Source organism: Aurantimonas sp. 22II-16-19i (assembly GCF_002088275.1).
In the GTDB taxonomy this organism is placed as follows: Bacteria; Pseudomonadota; Alphaproteobacteria; order Rhizobiales; family Rhizobiaceae; genus Jiella.
In genome coordinates this window covers 108,485-123,218 of record NZ_AQQS01000008.1, presented here as the reverse complement: position 1 = coordinate 123,218, position 14,734 = coordinate 108,485, and the positions used below count along the sequence as shown (strand labels likewise).

Below are 14,734 nucleotides of genomic sequence, written 5' to 3'. Positions count from 1 at the left end.
ATTGCGGCTGTCTCAAACGAGGTGGTCGCGATGGACAAATTCATATCAATCAAAAGCACTTGCGAGCGGACAAGTCTGTCCCGGACGAGCCTTTGGCGCAAAGTCCGCGACGGCAAGTTTCCGAAGCCGGTTCCTCTTGGGGACGGCATCCGTAAAGCCTTCGTCGAATCCGAAGTCACGGCTTGGATCGCCGGCCGCGTCGCCGAGCGTGACCGCGAGGTGGCGTGATGTCTGCGCACTCGGAAACGAAAATGCCCGGCCAAGACTGCCATCCTGCCGGGCACGGAACACCTACCATCCCCCTAAAAGGAACGCCGATGAACGGCAAAACGGATACCATGGGCGGCCACAATGCCGCAATCCGCAAGGCAGGACTGGACGTTTACAACGCGGTTTGTATGGCTCGCGTCGTCGCGTTCATTGTCGACAAGGTCATTGACGGTCGCGTCGAGTCGAAGGAATTCGGCGGCGGCTTCTTCATCAACGACGAGGCGGCTGATGTTCTCAGCTTTGCGTCGCGGCACTGCGAAACCCTCGCTGGCGCGGCGCAGGAGTCATTCGAAGAATTCGAGTTCCATACATCGCAGGTGACGCAATGAGCGGCGCCCTTCCTCCAATCGTCGAAACCGTGGCTGTAGTCGATACGTTTTGCTCTGGCATCGTCGCTTGCGACGACATCGGCGGCGGCGTCGTCAGGTTGACGTTTTTCTCGCTGCAGCGATGCCCTTTTACCGGCGAGGCGCAACGGGCGGTGCAAGCCCGGCTCGTCCTGCCGAAAGGCGCCCTTCCTGACATCGTTGCTGTCGCCTCGTCGCAGCCCGTCCCGCTCGTCCATGACGAGCGGCCGGCGGTGATGAATTGAAGGGGGCCGCCATGACCTTCCTTCACCAGTGTTTCGATCTCGCTCGATTCTCACTCGCGTGGGTGCTGATCAGGGTTTCCCGTCTTTCCCTTAAGGGCGCGAGCATCGCGGCGCCGGAACTGCGGGGGCGCCAATGAGCGAGGTTCCCGTCGGCGGCACTACCGGCCTCGACCACGAAAGCAGCGCGTCAATCGACGAGGCTGCCGCGTGGCTCGCGTCCGAACGCAACCCACCATCTCCCATCATTCCGGCGCTTCGGCGCCGGTTCGGCCTGTCACCAACCGAGGCTTGCCAAGCCCTTCGCGAGGCGAACTTGATCAAAGCGAGGGCCATGTGAAGAAACACAAGACCAGCACCACGATGAACGAGGACGAGGAGGTTTCGGAAGCCGAGATCCGATCCTTCTCGTCGTGGAAATTCGACCTTCTCGAAACCGTCAATGCGGACCCGAAGACAAGCCCGGCGGATCTCGCGATTATGGAAGCCTACTTGCACTTCACACGAGCCAAGAGCCGCACGGCCTACCTGTCGGCTCTGGCTATCCGCATTAGGACCGGGATCAAATCGACGGACACGATCACGGCGCGGCGCCGGCGTCTCGTCGAGCTTGGATATCTAGTTCCCCATGGGACTACGAGGACCGGCATTGAAGTTTTCGAAGTCGTCAACGCTCGACAGAACCTTGTCGACGAACACGTGATGGCGGCTCAGGAAAAGCTCAGAGAAATGGACGCAGATCGGAAGCGCAAGGATCGTGCTCGTCGTCGCGTTGCTGGCGATGTCCCCCTAAATATTAGGAGGACAGAGAGTGCTCGTGTCCCCCTAAAATCTGAAATCGCGCACACACCCTGTCCCCCTAATAAATGGGAGGATGTCCCCCCAAAATCTGAAGACAAACACCTGAAGAGAACACCCGTATCAGGATTAGGCTCTGAAGAAGGAACACCCTCTAAGAGCTTCACACGCGAAGACTATCTGAGGGCTTCAAGAGGATGTTGATCGACATGCATTCCGACTTGCCGCTGTTCGCTTTCGTCGATGTCAAAGCCGATGTCATCCCCTTCCCGTGCCGTTATCGGATCGCAAAGGTTCGGCGTGCTGCTGTGATGATCGAGGCAAACACTGATCGAGGTGCCGAAGCCTATTGGCGACGAACCGTTTCGGATCTTCGAAAGCAGATGGAGCGCGCGGGCATTGCGTCCTGCCGGATTGACGCGGAGTTGCGCAGCTTCTTCGATGCCGTCCAACACGAGATGACGCGGCGATCTTATGCAGGGCAGCGGTCGCGTCCGGGCGGCGACGCGGCATGAGGGGGGGAAGTCTGCCGGCGGACGGCGTCAGGGGCGCGGCCCGGTCCGGTCCCTTCGTGCGCAGCGTCGCGAAATTGAAGGGAAAACCTGGGCGTCCGGGGGGGCCAATCGCCTCTCTGGGCCGGCAAGGGGCGGAACCGGCTGGTCACCTTCCTGTCGTGGATACTGAGGTTTTCATTAGGGGCTAAACCGCATGACGAAAAATCCCGGACTGACTGTCGTCCAACCGCCACCTTTCGACGAGGCAATACCGTTGCCTTCCCGCGATCTCGGGGCTTCCGGCCTAGCGTTCTGGAACGCGGTTCAATCCGACTATCAAGTCGATGATCCTGGTGGTCGGGAACTCCTCCTCCTCGCGTCCGAAGCGATCGACAGGGCCGAGGGCTTGCGCGCGATGATCGAGGCGGACGGCGCGGTGCTGCGGACGAAGGCCGGGCTGAAGGATCACCCGGCGCTGAAGCACGAGCTGGCGAACCGAGCATTTGTGACGCGGGCCATCGCTCGCCTCGGGCTGAATGTAGAGGCGGTGCGGCCGGTCGGGCGGCCGGGTCTAGGCGGATGGAAGGGCTGACGATGGCAACGACGAGACGACCGATCAATCATCATAGGCGGCGCAGAATTACACCTCGCGCTGTCGAGCTGTTTCGCGAGCTGCAGGCGGCGCCATCTGATGCCGCATGGTGGGCAATCCATGGCGAGCTTCATAGCGAGATCGCGGCGAAGCCGTGGGAATGGCCATGCCTTGAAGATCCGAACGGATCACGGAACTACATGGCCAAGCCCGAAGCATTGGCGCTCTGGCGAGACCTCGCCATTGCGGCCGACGAATAGAGGCTTGCCCATGCCCGGCCCGACCCTCGATGTTGCCACGATAGACCGGCTGGTGAGCGATCTTCTGGCACTAAAAGCGGCGCTCGTGGCGGCCGACGAGAAGGCAGTCGACGAGGTAGTCGATGAGGTAGTCGAACCGGTCCTGATCGACACGGCCTCGGCCTCGTCGCGCTTCGGTCTGGCACCGGATAGTGTTCGCTGGCTCTGCCGTGAGAAAAAGATCGGAACGCGCATTGGCGGCAGGTGGATGGTCAACGTCGCCGAACTGCGAAAGCATGTAAGCCGAAAGGCCGAGCAAGACACGGTTTTATAAACCGACCGTGTACAATGTACACGATCGGATCAAACGCGAGATTATCGACCCAAACGCGAGATTACGGGCCTTTGGGCCTCGCGTTTCATCGGGCATCGTCCAAGCATCGAAACGAATGGATGCTGACGAATGCCAATGGAAACCCCGCCTCTAACGGATTTTTACCTCGCCGCGAGGGCGAAGCTCGTCGGCCGCGATCAACCCGGCGAGGCAGTGAACTTCGCCAAATCCTATCGCGCCTCTGATCGTGCTCTCGCGTTGATCTCGAAGGCGACCGTCACGGCGGCGACGACTGATGACGCAGCCGGCTCCGGCAATCTCTCGGGTGCGCCTTCCTCGACCAGCAGGGCTTTCCTGGCCAGTCTTCAGAACCGAAGCTTCCTGATGAGGATGGCCGAAGATCGGGCGCTGCGGCCGATTCCGAACAATACGCAGATTGCGATTTCGTCTGTCGGCTTCGCTGGTTTCGATGTCAGCGAAGGCAGGGCGGTGCCGGTCAGCAAGCTGCAGATCGGGAAGGAAGAAACCGAGCTGCGCAAAGCCATGGCTTTGATCGTTGCGTCGAACGAATTGGCGCGGGCGATGTCTTCGGAAGGTCAGGCGCTGTTCAATCGCGAACTGGCGGCGGCAGTGGCTGACGCCATCGACGGGTCCACTGTCGCGGAGTTAGTCGACAGCGGCACCCCGTCGTTTGTGTCGAGTGGCAATGACGCGACGTCGGCGGCGGCCGACCTCCGGGCGCTTGTCATGTCGGTCTCGAACGAAGGCGATTCCAAGCCTTATTTCATTTTCGGAACGACGGCGGCGAAGGCAGCGGCGACCCTCTATGAAGCGGGGCAGTTCGTCTTCCCTGCGATGTCGAGCAGGGGCGGCGAGGTCTTGAACGCGCCGGCTTTGGTTTCGTCATCCATCGCGGCCGATTCCGTGATGCTGATCGATGGCAACGGCATCGGCGCGACGATTGGCGAAGTCGAGATCGACTTCTCCGAAGCCGCTGCGATTGAGATGGTCGACTCGACGAGCGGCAGTTCGGTCAACCCCACTGCGGTGCAGCTCGTCTCGATGTTTCAGAACCATTCGACCTGTCTTCGGGCAGTCGCCTATTTCAACGTCAAGCGGCTGAGAGACGACGCGCTCGCCGTCCTGACTGATGTCGCCTGGGGAGGGCCCGCAAGCTGATGGGGGCGATCATGAAGCCATTTGACGGCGAGGCTTTCGGCCTCGAACTGACGCAAGTCGTCAAGGACTATCTCGCTCGCGAAGTTCGGGAGATGAATCGGCGCATGGACGCGATTGAAGCCGAGCACGCGGCTTACAAAGGCGCCTATGACGCCGGCTGTAGCTATCAGAAAGGCGCCACCGTCACGTTCGAAGGAAGGCGCTGGAAGGCTGCGCAAGCGGCTGCAGTGGGCGATGTTCCGGGCGAGGACTTGGATACATGGAGGGTGGCCTAATGGATGGCGGAAGGACTCGAAATAAGCCGACCCTCAATCGCGCTTTGGCGCTCTGGGAAGAAGCCCTTCAGATCGCAGTGACGCGCGGCGAGATCATGCTCGTCGATCGCGGCGCAACCGAGGCTGAAATCGAGGCATGGCGCGATGAATACCTAGTCGATCTTGCGGCCGATCGAGAGCGGTTCATTGCCGCATTTGCCAGCTTCTTTGCCGATCCGGAGCGCGACACGGCGACCCATCACTAAGCCGCGAGAATTCCGGTTGGCGATGCTAGGGCGCCCGCTACCGCGCCGGCAACACCCGAGACAGAGCAACGCTAAACCCGTCGGTCATTGAGAAGCCGATTTCGATTCGTTGGTGTTGAAGACGAAGAGCGGCTCTCGATGAGGCTGGCCGATATGTTCCTGACGCGCCCAAATCGCCCAATGAGAAATCGGAATGCCCGAACCTTCGGTGCCTGTCGGTTTCATTGTCGCCAGATTAAGATGAAGAGGGCCCCGATGAATTCCGCCGACCGGGGCGGCACCGAAGCGTAGAACTGGGGCATTGGCATCAATATAGATTAACCCGGCTGATCTATCTCCAGTGAAACTATCTGTGCCGCGAAGTTCGACTGCCCATTCAGTCCCGTAGGACAGGCAATAGCCGTAAGCCGCGAGATTTGTGACGAACGGCCTGACATTGGAGCCTCTGACTCCAAAGACAGCGACTGTGAACAGGTCGTTCATGGCGTCTCGGTAAACCGGCACTCCTAACGCCAGACCGTCGCCATGATCGAATTCGATAAGGCTGCTTAGAGCGACATGTTCTAGATCAACAGCCTGAAAATCCTGGACAATTTTCATGTGGGTCTCTATTTTAATGGAAATAGCACAGTGCTCATATACTTGGTTGTATCAAGACGCGAGAAAAATGACAGTGGGATAACATCGCAATTTCGTCAGAACGACCATTGAACGGTTTCCTGCACAGCTTTGGATGTTCCAAAAGCTATAAGCCGCGCCGCGTCAATTCTGCCTTCCCGATCGCTCGGCAAAGATCCTGTATCGCGCCGTACCGACCGAACGGAACTTTGCACTCACCGCAGTACATAGCGGTATCGTAGGTTAGGTCGATGCCGTCATCATAGGAAAGGCGGTAGCTGCCACACTCCGTACAGTGATAGTCAAAATCAAAATAGTAGGAGGTTCCATCGGTATCTTGTGGGGTAACCGATTTCACCCGCATGGAAAGGTTGCAGACGTCGTGCGGAGCCCTCGGCGTCCTTATTGGACGAGGGGGGAGGGACGAAAGGTCAACTCCGAGCTTCCGAGCGCGCAGCTCAAGCTCGTCGTAGCGAGTTCCGATGCCGGCGTAGAAACAGCGAAGCCAGGAAACAAGGAACCTCGCCTCAAGATCACGCCGCTTTGCCCGACGTAGAATGACCACGATTCGCCAAGCGGGATAAGGCGGAACGAACTCTCCATAGCGTTCGTAGCCGTCGAGATGATGGTTGAGGATGGCCGCCTGCTCGTCAGGGTCGTTGTCGGTTCTTCGCAAGAATTGACGGAATTCCGTCTCCGGTAACCGGTACATGGGGTGCGCTTCAGCGGCGTCTCCGGATCGGACGAGTCCATTCTCTGTCAGGCCGTTTATCCAACGCTCGCGGAGCTTCGCGCGGAGTGTGATCTCGCGCTCCCTCGTCATCGGGTCCATGCCGTCGATGCGCTCGATGAGGCGGATGATAGAGCCGAACTCTTCCACGGTCATGGCGTGCTCCGGTCACCATCAAAACGCTGATGTCACATCCATGTCACTTGGATCTGCCGAGCCTACCGGGAACGCCTGCAAGGCAGCAAGGCAGGAAATAAGCTGGCCAGCACGGATGCTGACATGGCACTTACACGTTCGCCAATCGTCGCGCGCTTCAGAGCGAATTTGCCGGACCTCTATGGCAGCGGCGGACACGGCGCGACTCAGTCGCCCTACATCGCGTGATGCAAGGCAATCGACTGTTCATTCTCGGCTGGTTAGGATGGCAGTGATCAGGAGCCACAAGAAGTGAGCAAGCGCCTCACCATTACCGTCTATCCGTCAACGCTGGGAAGCGAGTTTCTCAGTGTCGAGGACGCGTTGCGCCAAGTGCTGGATCTCGTGGAGTCAGTTGTTGCTGCGAATGCGAATGGAGGCGGGAAAAACGTCGTCATTTGGCGTCTGACTGAGGCTCACACGAATTCGCCGCCGTTCACCGTCGAGGCAACCGCGTTCGCTTTAGATGCGACCGCATCAATCGCAGCTGAGGCGTCGCACATGGTGCACGCCTTCTCAACCGCCCTGTCGGCACTGATGTCTGGCCGGCGGCCCGCGAGGTTCGAAGTGGAAGCGGCGCAACACCTGCGTCGTGTATTTGATCGGAATTTGAATGGCGTCGGAGAGACCCTGGTTTCCCCAGAGGGGGAACCAGAAATCCGCATCACTCGTGCTGACGCGCTGCGTGCCAAGAACACCTTGGACCAGATCCTTGCCGAATCGCAGATTGACGATGTCGACCTGCAGCGCACCGAATACGGATCTGCTGAGGGAGAAGTTGTTGGGCTTACCCGGTGGCATGATCGACCAGCGATCTTGCTTAAAGAGCGCCTTTCTGGAGATCGCGTCACGTGCGTGCTCTCGAACGCGCTTGCTGACGATCTTGGTCCGGGGCACGCGTGGTCTGAGGCTTGGGATGGGCGGCGCGTCCTGATTGGAGGAGCGCTCCAATACGCTTCTGATGGGCGTCTGAAACGGATCGACGCGGACCGGATGTCCGAGATGAGCTGGACGGACGTGCCTCTGTCGAAGTTGCGGACGATCAACATACTGAACGGTCGAACCGCCCGCGAACACGTGGAGCAGTTCTGGGGGAAAGATGGCGGCAAGGCCTGACCAATTTTACTGGGACAGTTGCGCGTGGCTCGGCTTGATAAACGGCGATGACGACAAGAAAGAGCCTCTTGAGCACCTGTATGGGAAAGCGCGACGTGGCGAAATAGAGCTCTGGACATCGACGATAGCGATCGTGGAGATCAATCGTCTCGGCACAGAGATGCAAGACCCGAAGCCCTTGGATAAGGCGTGGCTGCGGATCATCGATGATGTCCTCCTCCAGCGTTTCGTAAAACTGGTGCCGCTGGACTTCGACATTGCGACCCGTGCCCGCTGCATTGTGCGTGAGACCCCCAACCTCCAGAAGAAGTGGGACGCTGCGCACATTGCGTCTGCGCTCCGCTGGAACATCGCGACACTGCACACCTACGATAAGTCCGACCTCCTCCACTTAGATGGTCACTTCCGGTGCGACGATGGGCAGGAGCTGCGGATCGTCAGGCCAGACGGTGACGCGGGCCTGCTGTTCGGCAAAGCCGCGGAAGAGTGAGAACTGGAACCCATTTGGAACCCAACGGCATCTCAGCCGAAAATATCAGGTTCCGATGTGTGGTAAAGTTCTGATTTTCTTGAAGTTTTTGGTGGGCGCGTTGGGACTCGAACCCAAGACCTACAGATTAAAAGTCCGTTGCTCTACCAACTGAGCTACGCGCCCGCGCCGGACGATGTGTCCGTGACAGGGGGCCTGATACGGAATCGTCGGCCAACAATCAACACCGAAGGTGACGGGACGGCGAAGGCCGGCGATCGCGCGCCGGCCCTGGTGGGGTTTTGGACGCGGCGCTGGTTGCCCGAAAACGGACCGCCAGCGAAGCGCGCATATCCTGCATCGGCGCGGCGCGGGCTGCGGTCGAGCCCGAGCCGCCTTGGCCGAGCGCCGGCCGAACGGTCGTCCGGCCGTGGTCGATGACGGCCGAGGCAGGATCCCCGAGGCGCGAAGGCCGCGCGCCGCCGTCCTCACATTTCCTTCATCTTGTCGGTCACCTTCGACGTCCAGGCGCCCTCCGGCTTGCGGGTGATCACCGGGTCGGAGCCGCCGCCCATCAGGACGGAGACGGTGGTCTCGGCGGCGGCGGTGTCGAGGGTGCCGTCGGAGCCGCCCACCAGCTTGTTGATCTCGCGGACCATGCGTTTCTGGTGCTCTTCCGTCTGGGCGCCGGTCATGTCGTTGTCGAGGACGATCCCGGCCGCCTCGTCGGGGTTCTCGGCGGCGTAGGCCCAGCCCTTCATCGAGGCCTCGACGAAGCGGGCGAGCTTGTCGACGGTCGCGGGGTCGGCGAGGCTGTCCTCGAGGACGTAGAGGCCGTCTTCCAGCGTGGCGACGCCCTGGTCCTCGTATTTGAACACCGTCACCTCGTCCTCGGGGATGCCGGCGTCGATGACCTGCCAGTATTCGTTGTAGGTCATGGTCGAGATGCAGTCGGCCTGCTTCTGGATCAGCGGGTCGACGTTGAAGCCCTGCTTGATGACGGTGACGCCGTCCGGCCCGCCTTCGGTGGAAAGGCCGAGCTTCGACATCCAGGACAGGAACGGATATTCGTTGCCGGAGAACCAGACGCCGAGGGTCTTGCCCTTGAAGTCCTCGGGGCTCGCGATGCCGGTGTCCTTGCGGCAGGTCAGCTCCATGCCGGACTTGGCGAAGGGTTGGGCGATGTTGACCAGCGGCAGTCCCTTCTCCCTGGCGGCGAGCGCGGCCGGCATCCAGTCGACGATGACGTCGGCGCCGCCGCCGGCGATCACCTGCTCGGGCGCGATGTCCGGGCCGCCGGGCTTGATCGTCACGTCGAGGCCGGCCTCGTCGTAATAGCCCTTCTCCTTGGCGACGTAATAGCCGGCGAACTGGCCTTGCGTGACCCATTTCAGCTGCAGGGTCAAAGGGTCGGCGGCGCTGGCGGAGCCGGCGAGACTGGCGGCGCCGAGAAGGACGGCCGCACCGATCAGTGATGCTTTCATGGCGATGTTTCCCTGTTGCTGGTTGCGGTGACGGCGCGCCTATCCCTTGCGGATCGACGGATGCCAGAAGGTCGCGCGCCGCTCGATCAGCGCCACGAGGCCGTAGGACAGCGAGCCGACGAGGGCGGCCATGGCGATCTCGGCCCAGACCATCGGCGTGTTCATGCGGCCGATCTCGGCGGAGATGCGAAAGCCCATGCCGACGATGGGCGTCCCGAAGAACTCCGCGACGATGGCGCCGATGAGGGCGAGGGTGGCGTTGATCTTCAGGGCGTTGAAGATGAAGGGCAGTGCCGCTGGCAGCCGCAGCTTCATCAGCGTCTGGCCGTGGCTTGCGGCATAGGTGCGCATCAGGTCGCGTTCCATGGCGCTGGAAGCGTTCAGCCCCGCCACAGTGTTCACCAGCATCGGGAAGAAGGTCATGACGACGACGACGGCCGCCTTGGAGGGCCAGTCGAAGCCGAACCACATGACCATGATCGGCGCGACGCCGACGATGGGGAGCGCCGAGACGAGATTGCCGATGGGCAGGAGGCCGCGCTTCAGGAAGGGCGAGCGATCGACGAGGAGCGCGGCAAGGAAGCCGGCGCCGCAGCCGATCGCATAGCCGGCGAGGACGGCCTTGAGGAAGGTCTGGACGAAGTCCGCCCAGAGGAGGTGGGCCGAGGCGGCGATCGTTGCGGCGATGGCGGACGGCGGCGGCAGCAGGACCGAGGGCACGGCGAGCCCGCGCACCGCGAACTCCCAGAGGAGGAGAAGGGTCAGGCCGAAGACCAGCGGGATGAGGAGCAGAAGCGCCCGACGCCCGATGGTCGTTTTAGGCTCGAGGCGCGCCATCGCGGCGGTGAGCGCCGAGGCCGAGGCCCAGAAGGCGAGCGACGTCAGGACGAGCAGCCATCCGCCGTCCGGCAGGAGGGCAAGGGCGGCGAGGGCGAAGAGGCCGGCGAGGAGCGCCAGGGCGCCGATCCGGCCGGCGGGCGGTGCCTTGCCATCCGAGGGCTGGGCAAGGGCCGGGGCGAGGCGGGCGGGGCTCATGGCCGCGCTCCCTGGCGCTTCAGGGCCGCCTGCTCGCAGAGCCCGACCAGCCAGACCAGCACGGCCGCCATCAGGGAGGCCATGACCAGCGCCGACCAGATCTGGATGGTCTGGCCGTAATAGGAGCCGGCGAGAAGCCGCGCGCCGAGGCCGGCGACGGCGCCGGTCGGCAGCTCGCCGACGATCGCCCCGACGAGGCTCGCCGCAACCGCCACCTTCATCGACGTGAACAGAAACGGCAGCGACGCCGGGAAGCGCAGCTTGAGAAGCGTCTGCAGCGGGCTCGCCGAATAGGTCCGCATCAGGTCGGTGAGCATGTGGTCGGGGGCGCGCAGGCCCTTCACCATGCCGACGGTGACGGGAAAGAAGGAGAGATAGGTGGAGATGAAGGCCTTCGGCAGAAGCCCCTGGATGCCGATGGAATTCAGCACCACGATGATCATCGGCGCGATGGCGAGGATCGGGATCGTCTGGGAGATCACCACCCAGGGCATCAGGGTCTTGTCGAGTGTCCTGGAAAACAGGATTCCGACGGCGATGAGGATCCCCAGCAGGGAGCCGAAGACGAAGCCGAGCAGGGTGGAGGAGAGCGTCACCCAGCTATGGAAGATGAGCGAGCGCGGCGAGGTCGGGCTGACCTCCACCGTGGTCTTCCAGACTTCCGCGACGATCTGATGCGGGGCGGGAAGCACCGGGCGCTGGGCGGACCAAGTCGCGGCCACGACGTCGAGGCTGGTGTAGCCGCCGGCCCGGGCGAGCTTGTCGGTCTCCGTCGCCCAGTTGACGCCGATCGCGGCAAGATACCAGACGGCGATGATGGCGAGCGTGACCGCCAGAACGGGAATGGTGCGGCCCTGGGCGCGGCGCCTGACGAAGCGGGCGACCGGCCCGGACGAACCGATGCCGGCATAGGGTGCGGCGATGGGCGGCGAAGCGCTTATGGCAGGTCTCTTCCGGCTGAACGCGGCGCATCGGATGCGGGCATTGCCCACCGTCGCCGGGAGACTGGAAAAGGTCAAGGGTGGGATGCGACGGCGGGGTGCCCGGCGTGTCTCGGGGCGGAGAGGACGACGGGAGGGGGCGTTCCGGGCATCTGCCGCTGGTGAGCCGCTTCTCACCGACGACCCGATCCGCATTTTGTACGTCTCTTTTCAGGCGTGACCGCCGCCAGCCTGCCCGGCGGATCGACGTCGCAGAACGGGCGGAGCTATCACCGCCTCGTCATCCCGGGCTTGACCCGGGACCCATTCCAGATCGCGGAAGCTGAGGCGACGGTGGCCGACAGAACGGCCCTTCTGCAAGGATCAGGCGGGTCGGGCGCAGAGGCATGGATCCGGGGGCAAGCCCTGGATGACGACGCTGAAACGATCCCGCGTCATCGTGCGAGCGTCAGAGGCGGAGCTACCCCCGCATCCCTCATCCCCGCATCATCTCGGCGATCTTCGGCGAGAAGTAGGTGAGGATGCCGGAAGCGCCGGCGCGCTTGTAGGCGGTCAGCGTCTCGACCATCGCCTTGTCGCCGTCGAGCCAGCCGTTCTGGACCGCCGCCATGATCATCGAATATTCGCCGGAGGTCTGGTAGGCGAAGGTCGGCACGCCGAACTCCCGGGCGAGGCGGGCGAGGACGTCGAGATAGGGCAGGCCGGGTTTGACCATGATCATGTCGGCGCCCTCGGCGAGATCCTGGGCCGCCTCGCGCACAGCCTCATCGCTGTTGCCGTAGTCCATCTGGTAGGTGCGCTTGTCGCCCTTCAGCATGCCGCCGGAGCCGACCGCCTCGCGGAACGGGCCATAGAAGGCGGAGGCGTATTTGGCGCTGTAGGCCATGATCATCGCGTCGCGGCAGCCGGCCTCGTCGAGCGCGCTCCGGATGCAGGCGACACGTCCGTCCATCATGTCCGATGGGCCGATGATGTCGCAGCCCGCCTCGGCCTGGACGACCGCCTGGCGGCAGAGGATCTCGACGGACTCGTCGTTGAGGATGCGGTCTCCCGCCATCACCCCGTCATGGCCGTGGCTGGTATAGGGGTCGAGGGCGACGTCGCACATGATGCCGACCTCGGGGACCGCCTGCTTGATCGCCCGGGTCGCCCGGCAGATCAGGTTGTCGGGGTTGAGCGCCTGGCTGCCGGTCTCGTCGCGCAGGCTGGGGTCGGTATAGGGAAACAGCGCGACGACGGGGATTGCGAGATCGCGGGCCCGCTTCGCCGCCTCGACGCAATCCTCGACCGACAGGCGCGAGACGCCCGGCATCGAGGCGACGGGCTGCGGCTCGCCGGAGCCCTCGCGCACGAAGATCGGCCAGATCAGGTCGGCGGGCGACAGCACCTTCTCGCGGACCAGCCGGCGGCTCCAGTCGGCCTGGCGCAGGCGGCGCAGGCGCATGCCTCCCGTCGCGGTGTCGATGCGGTCGGTGATCGAAACAAAGTGATTCGTCATGGCGGCTGTCCGTTGTTGCGAACGCGCTCGTCCGGCGCGTGCGGCCGCGCGATGAGCGAAGCGCGGAGAGGTCGTTGCGCTTTTCTGCGTATGCCCTCGCGGCGATTGCCGCAAGATTGACCTTGGCCATTGCCGGGAACTAAGGTCCGCGACCCGGCGGACGGGCCGGAACCGGAGCCGAGCCGCCTGGTCCCAGCGTGCCGGTTCCCGAGGCGAGGCCATCCATGACCATCGAGCTTGCGGGCGAGACCCCGGCAACCAGCCTCAATCGCCGACTGACGGTCTGGCTCTGCCGGCTGGCCGGGCTGCTGCTGTTCGGCGTCGGCGTGTTCTACTGGGCCCGGCTGATCGGGATCGACCCCGTCCATCTCGGCCGCTTCGACCTGATGCCGATCTGGTGGCGCATCGCGGCCCCCGCGCTGGCGGTGCTCTATCCCGTCGCCGGCATCGGACTGTGGATGACGGCGGGCTGGGGCGGGGTGATCTGGGTGCTCATCGCCATCATCGAGGCGGTGATGCATCTGGGCTTCCCGGCTCTCTTCGGCGAGAACCTCCTCGGCCTCGCCGCCCACGCCTGGGGCCTCGGCATGCTGGCCGCCCTGCGGGTCGTCGCCTGGCGCGAGGACAGCCGGCGGACGGGCCGGTGAGGGCTCGCGAGGATGCGGGGAGGGCGAAAATCGTTAAGCAAGAAATTCGTTCGATCGCCGTAAGATCGTGTTAAGTCTGAGGTTTAAGTCGAATTTTAGATGCGCCGCGTAGATTGGTCTCCAAGATGGATAGAAAAAACAATAATCCATCACTTCAACAGCGGAGCAAGATCATGGTCACGACCAACAAGACGCAGATGGTTCCCGTCCAGGAAGAGAAGACGGAACTGAAGTCGCTCTATCTGGAGACCCTGCAACTGGTCGAGCGGCTGCACCGCCGGCTCCTGGACGTGATCAAGGACGAGTTCGACCGGGCCGGTCGCACCGACATCAACGCCGTGCAGGCTCTCCTCCTGTTCAACATCGGCGATTCGGTGCTGACCGCCGGCGAGCTGCGCAGCCGCGGCTTCTATCTCGGATCGAACGTCTCCTACAATCTGAAGAAGCTCGTCGAACTCGGCTTCATCGACCACCAGAAGTCCCGCGTCGACCGCCGCGCCGTGCGGGTGTCGCTCACCGAGAGCGGCATGGAGATCGCCCGGGTCGTCGCCGAACTCTACGACCGCCACATCGGCTCGATCGACAAGGTCGGCGGTCTCGACGAGCAGGAGTTCTCCAAGATGAACAAGGCGCTGCAGCGTCTCGACCGGTTCTGGAACGACCAGATCCTCTATCGCCTCTGATCGGCTCGGCTGCCTGACCTCACCGAACCGTCGCCACCCGCCCCGGAGCGCAAGCCCCGCGGGCGTGGTCGGCGTTGGAGGGCTGCCGTCCGGCCCATGCTCCCGGCCGAGCACCGGTGTCGCGCCGCCGACACTCTGGCTCGGGCAGCGGGCGGCGATCCCGCGATCGTGCCGACGCTCTCGCCTCCTGTCCGAAGGTCGGATGCTAGAGCGCGATGAGATCGGCTTCGATCGACATCCCGCTCACTCCTCTTGTTGTCGCATGATCGGTTCCGAAAACCGGTTCCCACGTTTCGGGATCAT

Annotated in this window: 22 protein-coding genes and 1 tRNA gene; 16 read left to right on the top strand and 7 right to left on the bottom strand. The window is 62.8% G+C overall.

Going from position 1 to position 14,734, the window contains the following annotated elements; genetic code table 11:
* Window positions 1-30: 30 nt before the first annotated feature.
* The 12 genes from ATO4_RS09175 (at window position 31) to ATO4_RS09130 (ending at window position 5,015) form a co-directional block, all read left to right on the top strand.
* Window positions 31-228 carry an AlpA family phage regulatory protein gene (locus tag ATO4_RS09175; RefSeq protein WP_083591209.1) on the top strand — a complete coding sequence of 66 codons (198 nt, stop codon included), beginning with the start codon at window positions 31-33 and terminating at the stop codon, window positions 226-228.
* Window positions 229-317: 89 nt separating this feature from the next.
* Window positions 318-599 carry a hypothetical protein gene (locus ATO4_RS09170; RefSeq protein ID WP_083591208.1) on the top strand — a complete coding sequence of 94 codons (282 nt, stop codon included), beginning with the start codon at window positions 318-320 and terminating at the stop codon, window positions 597-599.
* Window positions 596-862 (top strand): hypothetical protein, encoded by a 267-nt coding sequence (locus ATO4_RS09165; RefSeq protein ID WP_083591206.1) that lies wholly within the window; start codon window positions 596-598, stop codon window positions 860-862. Before ATO4_RS09170 ends, ATO4_RS09165 begins: the two co-directional genes overlap by 4 nt.
* Before the next feature lie 133 nt (window positions 863-995).
* Complete coding sequence (locus ATO4_RS28300) at window positions 996-1,199, top strand: hypothetical protein (RefSeq protein ID WP_083591204.1); 204 nt, start codon at window positions 996-998, stop codon at window positions 1,197-1,199.
* On the top strand, window positions 1,196-1,861 hold the full coding sequence (locus ATO4_RS27015; protein ID WP_139802342.1) for a hypothetical protein: 666 nt from the start codon (window positions 1,196-1,198) through the stop codon (window positions 1,859-1,861). Before ATO4_RS28300 ends, ATO4_RS27015 begins: the two co-directional genes overlap by 4 nt.
* Window positions 1,855-2,172, top strand: coding sequence for a DUF6074 family protein (locus ATO4_RS09155; RefSeq protein WP_083591202.1), 318 nt, complete (start codon window positions 1,855-1,857; stop codon window positions 2,170-2,172). The genes ATO4_RS27015 and ATO4_RS09155 overlap by 7 nt, the downstream gene beginning before the upstream one ends.
* A gap of 193 nt (window positions 2,173-2,365) precedes the next feature.
* Window positions 2,366-2,743, top strand: a complete 378-nt coding sequence (locus ATO4_RS09150) for a hypothetical protein (RefSeq protein ID WP_139802341.1) — start codon at window positions 2,366-2,368, stop codon at window positions 2,741-2,743.
* Between the two features lie 2 nt (window positions 2,744-2,745).
* Window positions 2,746-3,003: a hypothetical protein gene (locus ATO4_RS27010; protein ID WP_139802340.1), complete on the top strand. Its 258-nt coding sequence runs from the start codon at window positions 2,746-2,748 to the stop codon at window positions 3,001-3,003.
* Window positions 3,004-3,013: 10 nt separating this feature from the next.
* Window positions 3,014-3,316, top strand: coding sequence for a hypothetical protein (locus ATO4_RS09145; protein WP_083591198.1), 303 nt, complete (start codon window positions 3,014-3,016; stop codon window positions 3,314-3,316).
* Window positions 3,317-3,445: 129 nt separating this feature from the next.
* Complete coding sequence (locus ATO4_RS09140; protein ID WP_083591197.1) at window positions 3,446-4,495, top strand: phage major capsid protein; 1,050 nt, start codon at window positions 3,446-3,448, stop codon at window positions 4,493-4,495.
* 11 nt (window positions 4,496-4,506) lie between these two features.
* Window positions 4,507-4,770, top strand: coding sequence for a hypothetical protein (locus ATO4_RS09135; protein WP_139802339.1), 264 nt, complete (start codon window positions 4,507-4,509; stop codon window positions 4,768-4,770).
* Window positions 4,770-5,015 (top strand): hypothetical protein, encoded by a 246-nt coding sequence (locus tag ATO4_RS09130; protein WP_139802338.1) that lies wholly within the window; start codon window positions 4,770-4,772, stop codon window positions 5,013-5,015. The genes ATO4_RS09135 and ATO4_RS09130 overlap by 1 nt, the downstream gene beginning before the upstream one ends.
* 84 nt (window positions 5,016-5,099) lie before the next feature.
* Here the strand turns inward: ATO4_RS09130 and ATO4_RS27005 are convergent, their stop codons facing one another.
* Window positions 5,100-5,615 (bottom strand): hypothetical protein, encoded by a 516-nt coding sequence (locus ATO4_RS27005; RefSeq protein WP_139802337.1) that lies wholly within the window; start codon window positions 5,613-5,615, stop codon window positions 5,100-5,102.
* A gap of 145 nt (window positions 5,616-5,760) precedes the next feature.
* A complete protein-coding gene (locus ATO4_RS09125; protein ID WP_083591191.1) occupies window positions 5,761-6,519 on the bottom strand; it encodes a hypothetical protein in 759 nt (252 codons plus the stop codon).
* A 291-nt stretch (window positions 6,520-6,810) separates the two neighbouring features.
* On the opposite strand from ATO4_RS09125, the gene ATO4_RS09120 reads away from it, so the two are divergent.
* Window positions 6,811-7,674 carry a hypothetical protein gene (locus ATO4_RS09120; RefSeq protein WP_083591189.1) on the top strand — a complete coding sequence of 288 codons (864 nt, stop codon included), beginning with the start codon at window positions 6,811-6,813 and terminating at the stop codon, window positions 7,672-7,674.
* A complete protein-coding gene (locus ATO4_RS09115) occupies window positions 7,658-8,164 on the top strand; it encodes a PIN domain-containing protein (RefSeq protein WP_083591187.1) in 507 nt (168 codons plus the stop codon). Before ATO4_RS09120 ends, ATO4_RS09115 begins: the two co-directional genes overlap by 17 nt.
* 89 nt (window positions 8,165-8,253) lie before the next feature.
* Here the strand turns inward: ATO4_RS09115 and ATO4_RS09110 are convergent.
* The 5 genes from ATO4_RS09110 to hemB form a co-directional block, all read right to left on the bottom strand.
* Window positions 8,254-8,329 (bottom strand) — tRNA-Lys (locus ATO4_RS09110).
* A gap of 302 nt (window positions 8,330-8,631) precedes the next feature.
* Window positions 8,632-9,627, bottom strand: coding sequence for an ABC transporter substrate-binding protein (locus tag ATO4_RS09105; RefSeq protein WP_083591185.1), 996 nt, complete (start codon window positions 9,625-9,627; stop codon window positions 8,632-8,634).
* 39 nt (window positions 9,628-9,666) lie between these two features.
* A complete protein-coding gene (locus ATO4_RS09100) occupies window positions 9,667-10,662 on the bottom strand; it encodes an ABC transporter permease (protein WP_083591183.1) in 996 nt (331 codons plus the stop codon).
* A complete protein-coding gene (locus tag ATO4_RS09095; protein WP_245308656.1) occupies window positions 10,659-11,507 on the bottom strand; it encodes an ABC transporter permease in 849 nt (282 codons plus the stop codon). The genes ATO4_RS09100 and ATO4_RS09095 overlap by 4 nt, the downstream gene beginning before the upstream one ends.
* Before the next feature lie 571 nt (window positions 11,508-12,078).
* Complete coding sequence (gene hemB / locus ATO4_RS09090) at window positions 12,079-13,101, bottom strand: porphobilinogen synthase (protein ID WP_083591179.1); 1,023 nt, start codon at window positions 13,099-13,101, stop codon at window positions 12,079-12,081.
* A gap of 224 nt (window positions 13,102-13,325) precedes the next feature.
* Between hemB and ATO4_RS09085 the strand changes: the two genes are divergently transcribed.
* Together ATO4_RS09085 and ATO4_RS09080 are read left to right on the top strand one after the other, a co-directional pair.
* Window positions 13,326-13,748 carry a DUF6163 family protein gene (locus ATO4_RS09085; protein ID WP_083591177.1) on the top strand — a complete coding sequence of 141 codons (423 nt, stop codon included), beginning with the start codon at window positions 13,326-13,328 and terminating at the stop codon, window positions 13,746-13,748.
* A gap of 173 nt (window positions 13,749-13,921) precedes the next feature.
* Entirely contained in the window at window positions 13,922-14,431 is a 510-nt protein-coding gene (locus tag ATO4_RS09080; protein ID WP_083591176.1) for a MarR family transcriptional regulator, read from the top strand.
* The last annotated feature ends 303 nt before the right edge of the window (window positions 14,432-14,734 follow it).

Excerpts from the sequence above, each read along its gene's own strand:
- ATO4_RS09175 (WP_083591209.1), top strand. The coding sequence starts at position 31 with ATGGACAAATTCATATCAATCAAAAGCACTTGCGAGCGGACAAGTCTG.
- ATO4_RS09170 (WP_083591208.1), top strand. The coding sequence starts at position 318 with ATGAACGGCAAAACGGATACCATGGGCGGCCACAATGCCGCAATCCGC.
- ATO4_RS09165 (WP_083591206.1), top strand. The coding sequence starts at position 596 with ATGAGCGGCGCCCTTCCTCCAATCGTCGAAACCGTGGCTGTAGTCGAT.
- ATO4_RS28300 (WP_083591204.1), top strand. The coding sequence starts at position 996 with ATGAGCGAGGTTCCCGTCGGCGGCACTACCGGCCTCGACCACGAAAGC.
- ATO4_RS09155 (WP_083591202.1), top strand. The coding sequence starts at position 1,855 with ATGTTGATCGACATGCATTCCGACTTGCCGCTGTTCGCTTTCGTCGAT.
- ATO4_RS09150 (WP_139802341.1), top strand. The coding sequence starts at position 2,366 with ATGACGAAAAATCCCGGACTGACTGTCGTCCAACCGCCACCTTTCGAC.
- ATO4_RS27010 (WP_139802340.1), top strand. The coding sequence starts at position 2,746 with ATGGCAACGACGAGACGACCGATCAATCATCATAGGCGGCGCAGAATT.
- ATO4_RS09145 (WP_083591198.1), top strand. The coding sequence starts at position 3,014 with ATGCCCGGCCCGACCCTCGATGTTGCCACGATAGACCGGCTGGTGAGC.
- ATO4_RS09140 (WP_083591197.1), top strand. The coding sequence starts at position 3,446 with ATGCCAATGGAAACCCCGCCTCTAACGGATTTTTACCTCGCCGCGAGG.
- ATO4_RS09135 (WP_139802339.1), top strand. The coding sequence starts at position 4,507 with ATGAAGCCATTTGACGGCGAGGCTTTCGGCCTCGAACTGACGCAAGTC.
- ATO4_RS09130 (WP_139802338.1), top strand. The coding sequence starts at position 4,770 with ATGGATGGCGGAAGGACTCGAAATAAGCCGACCCTCAATCGCGCTTTG.
- ATO4_RS27005 (WP_139802337.1), bottom strand. The coding sequence starts at position 5,615 with ATGAAAATTGTCCAGGATTTTCAGGCTGTTGATCTAGAACATGTCGCT.
- ATO4_RS09125 (WP_083591191.1), bottom strand. The coding sequence starts at position 6,519 with ATGACCGTGGAAGAGTTCGGCTCTATCATCCGCCTCATCGAGCGCATC.
- ATO4_RS09115 (WP_083591187.1), top strand. The coding sequence starts at position 7,658 with ATGGCGGCAAGGCCTGACCAATTTTACTGGGACAGTTGCGCGTGGCTC.
- ATO4_RS09105 (WP_083591185.1), bottom strand. The coding sequence starts at position 9,627 with ATGAAAGCATCACTGATCGGTGCGGCCGTCCTTCTCGGCGCCGCCAGT.
- ATO4_RS09100 (WP_083591183.1), bottom strand. The coding sequence starts at position 10,662 with ATGAGCCCCGCCCGCCTCGCCCCGGCCCTTGCCCAGCCCTCGGATGGC.
- hemB (WP_083591179.1), bottom strand. The coding sequence starts at position 13,101 with ATGACGAATCACTTTGTTTCGATCACCGACCGCATCGACACCGCGACG.
- ATO4_RS09085 (WP_083591177.1), top strand. The coding sequence starts at position 13,326 with ATGACCATCGAGCTTGCGGGCGAGACCCCGGCAACCAGCCTCAATCGC.
- ATO4_RS09080 (WP_083591176.1), top strand. The coding sequence starts at position 13,922 with ATGGTCACGACCAACAAGACGCAGATGGTTCCCGTCCAGGAAGAGAAG.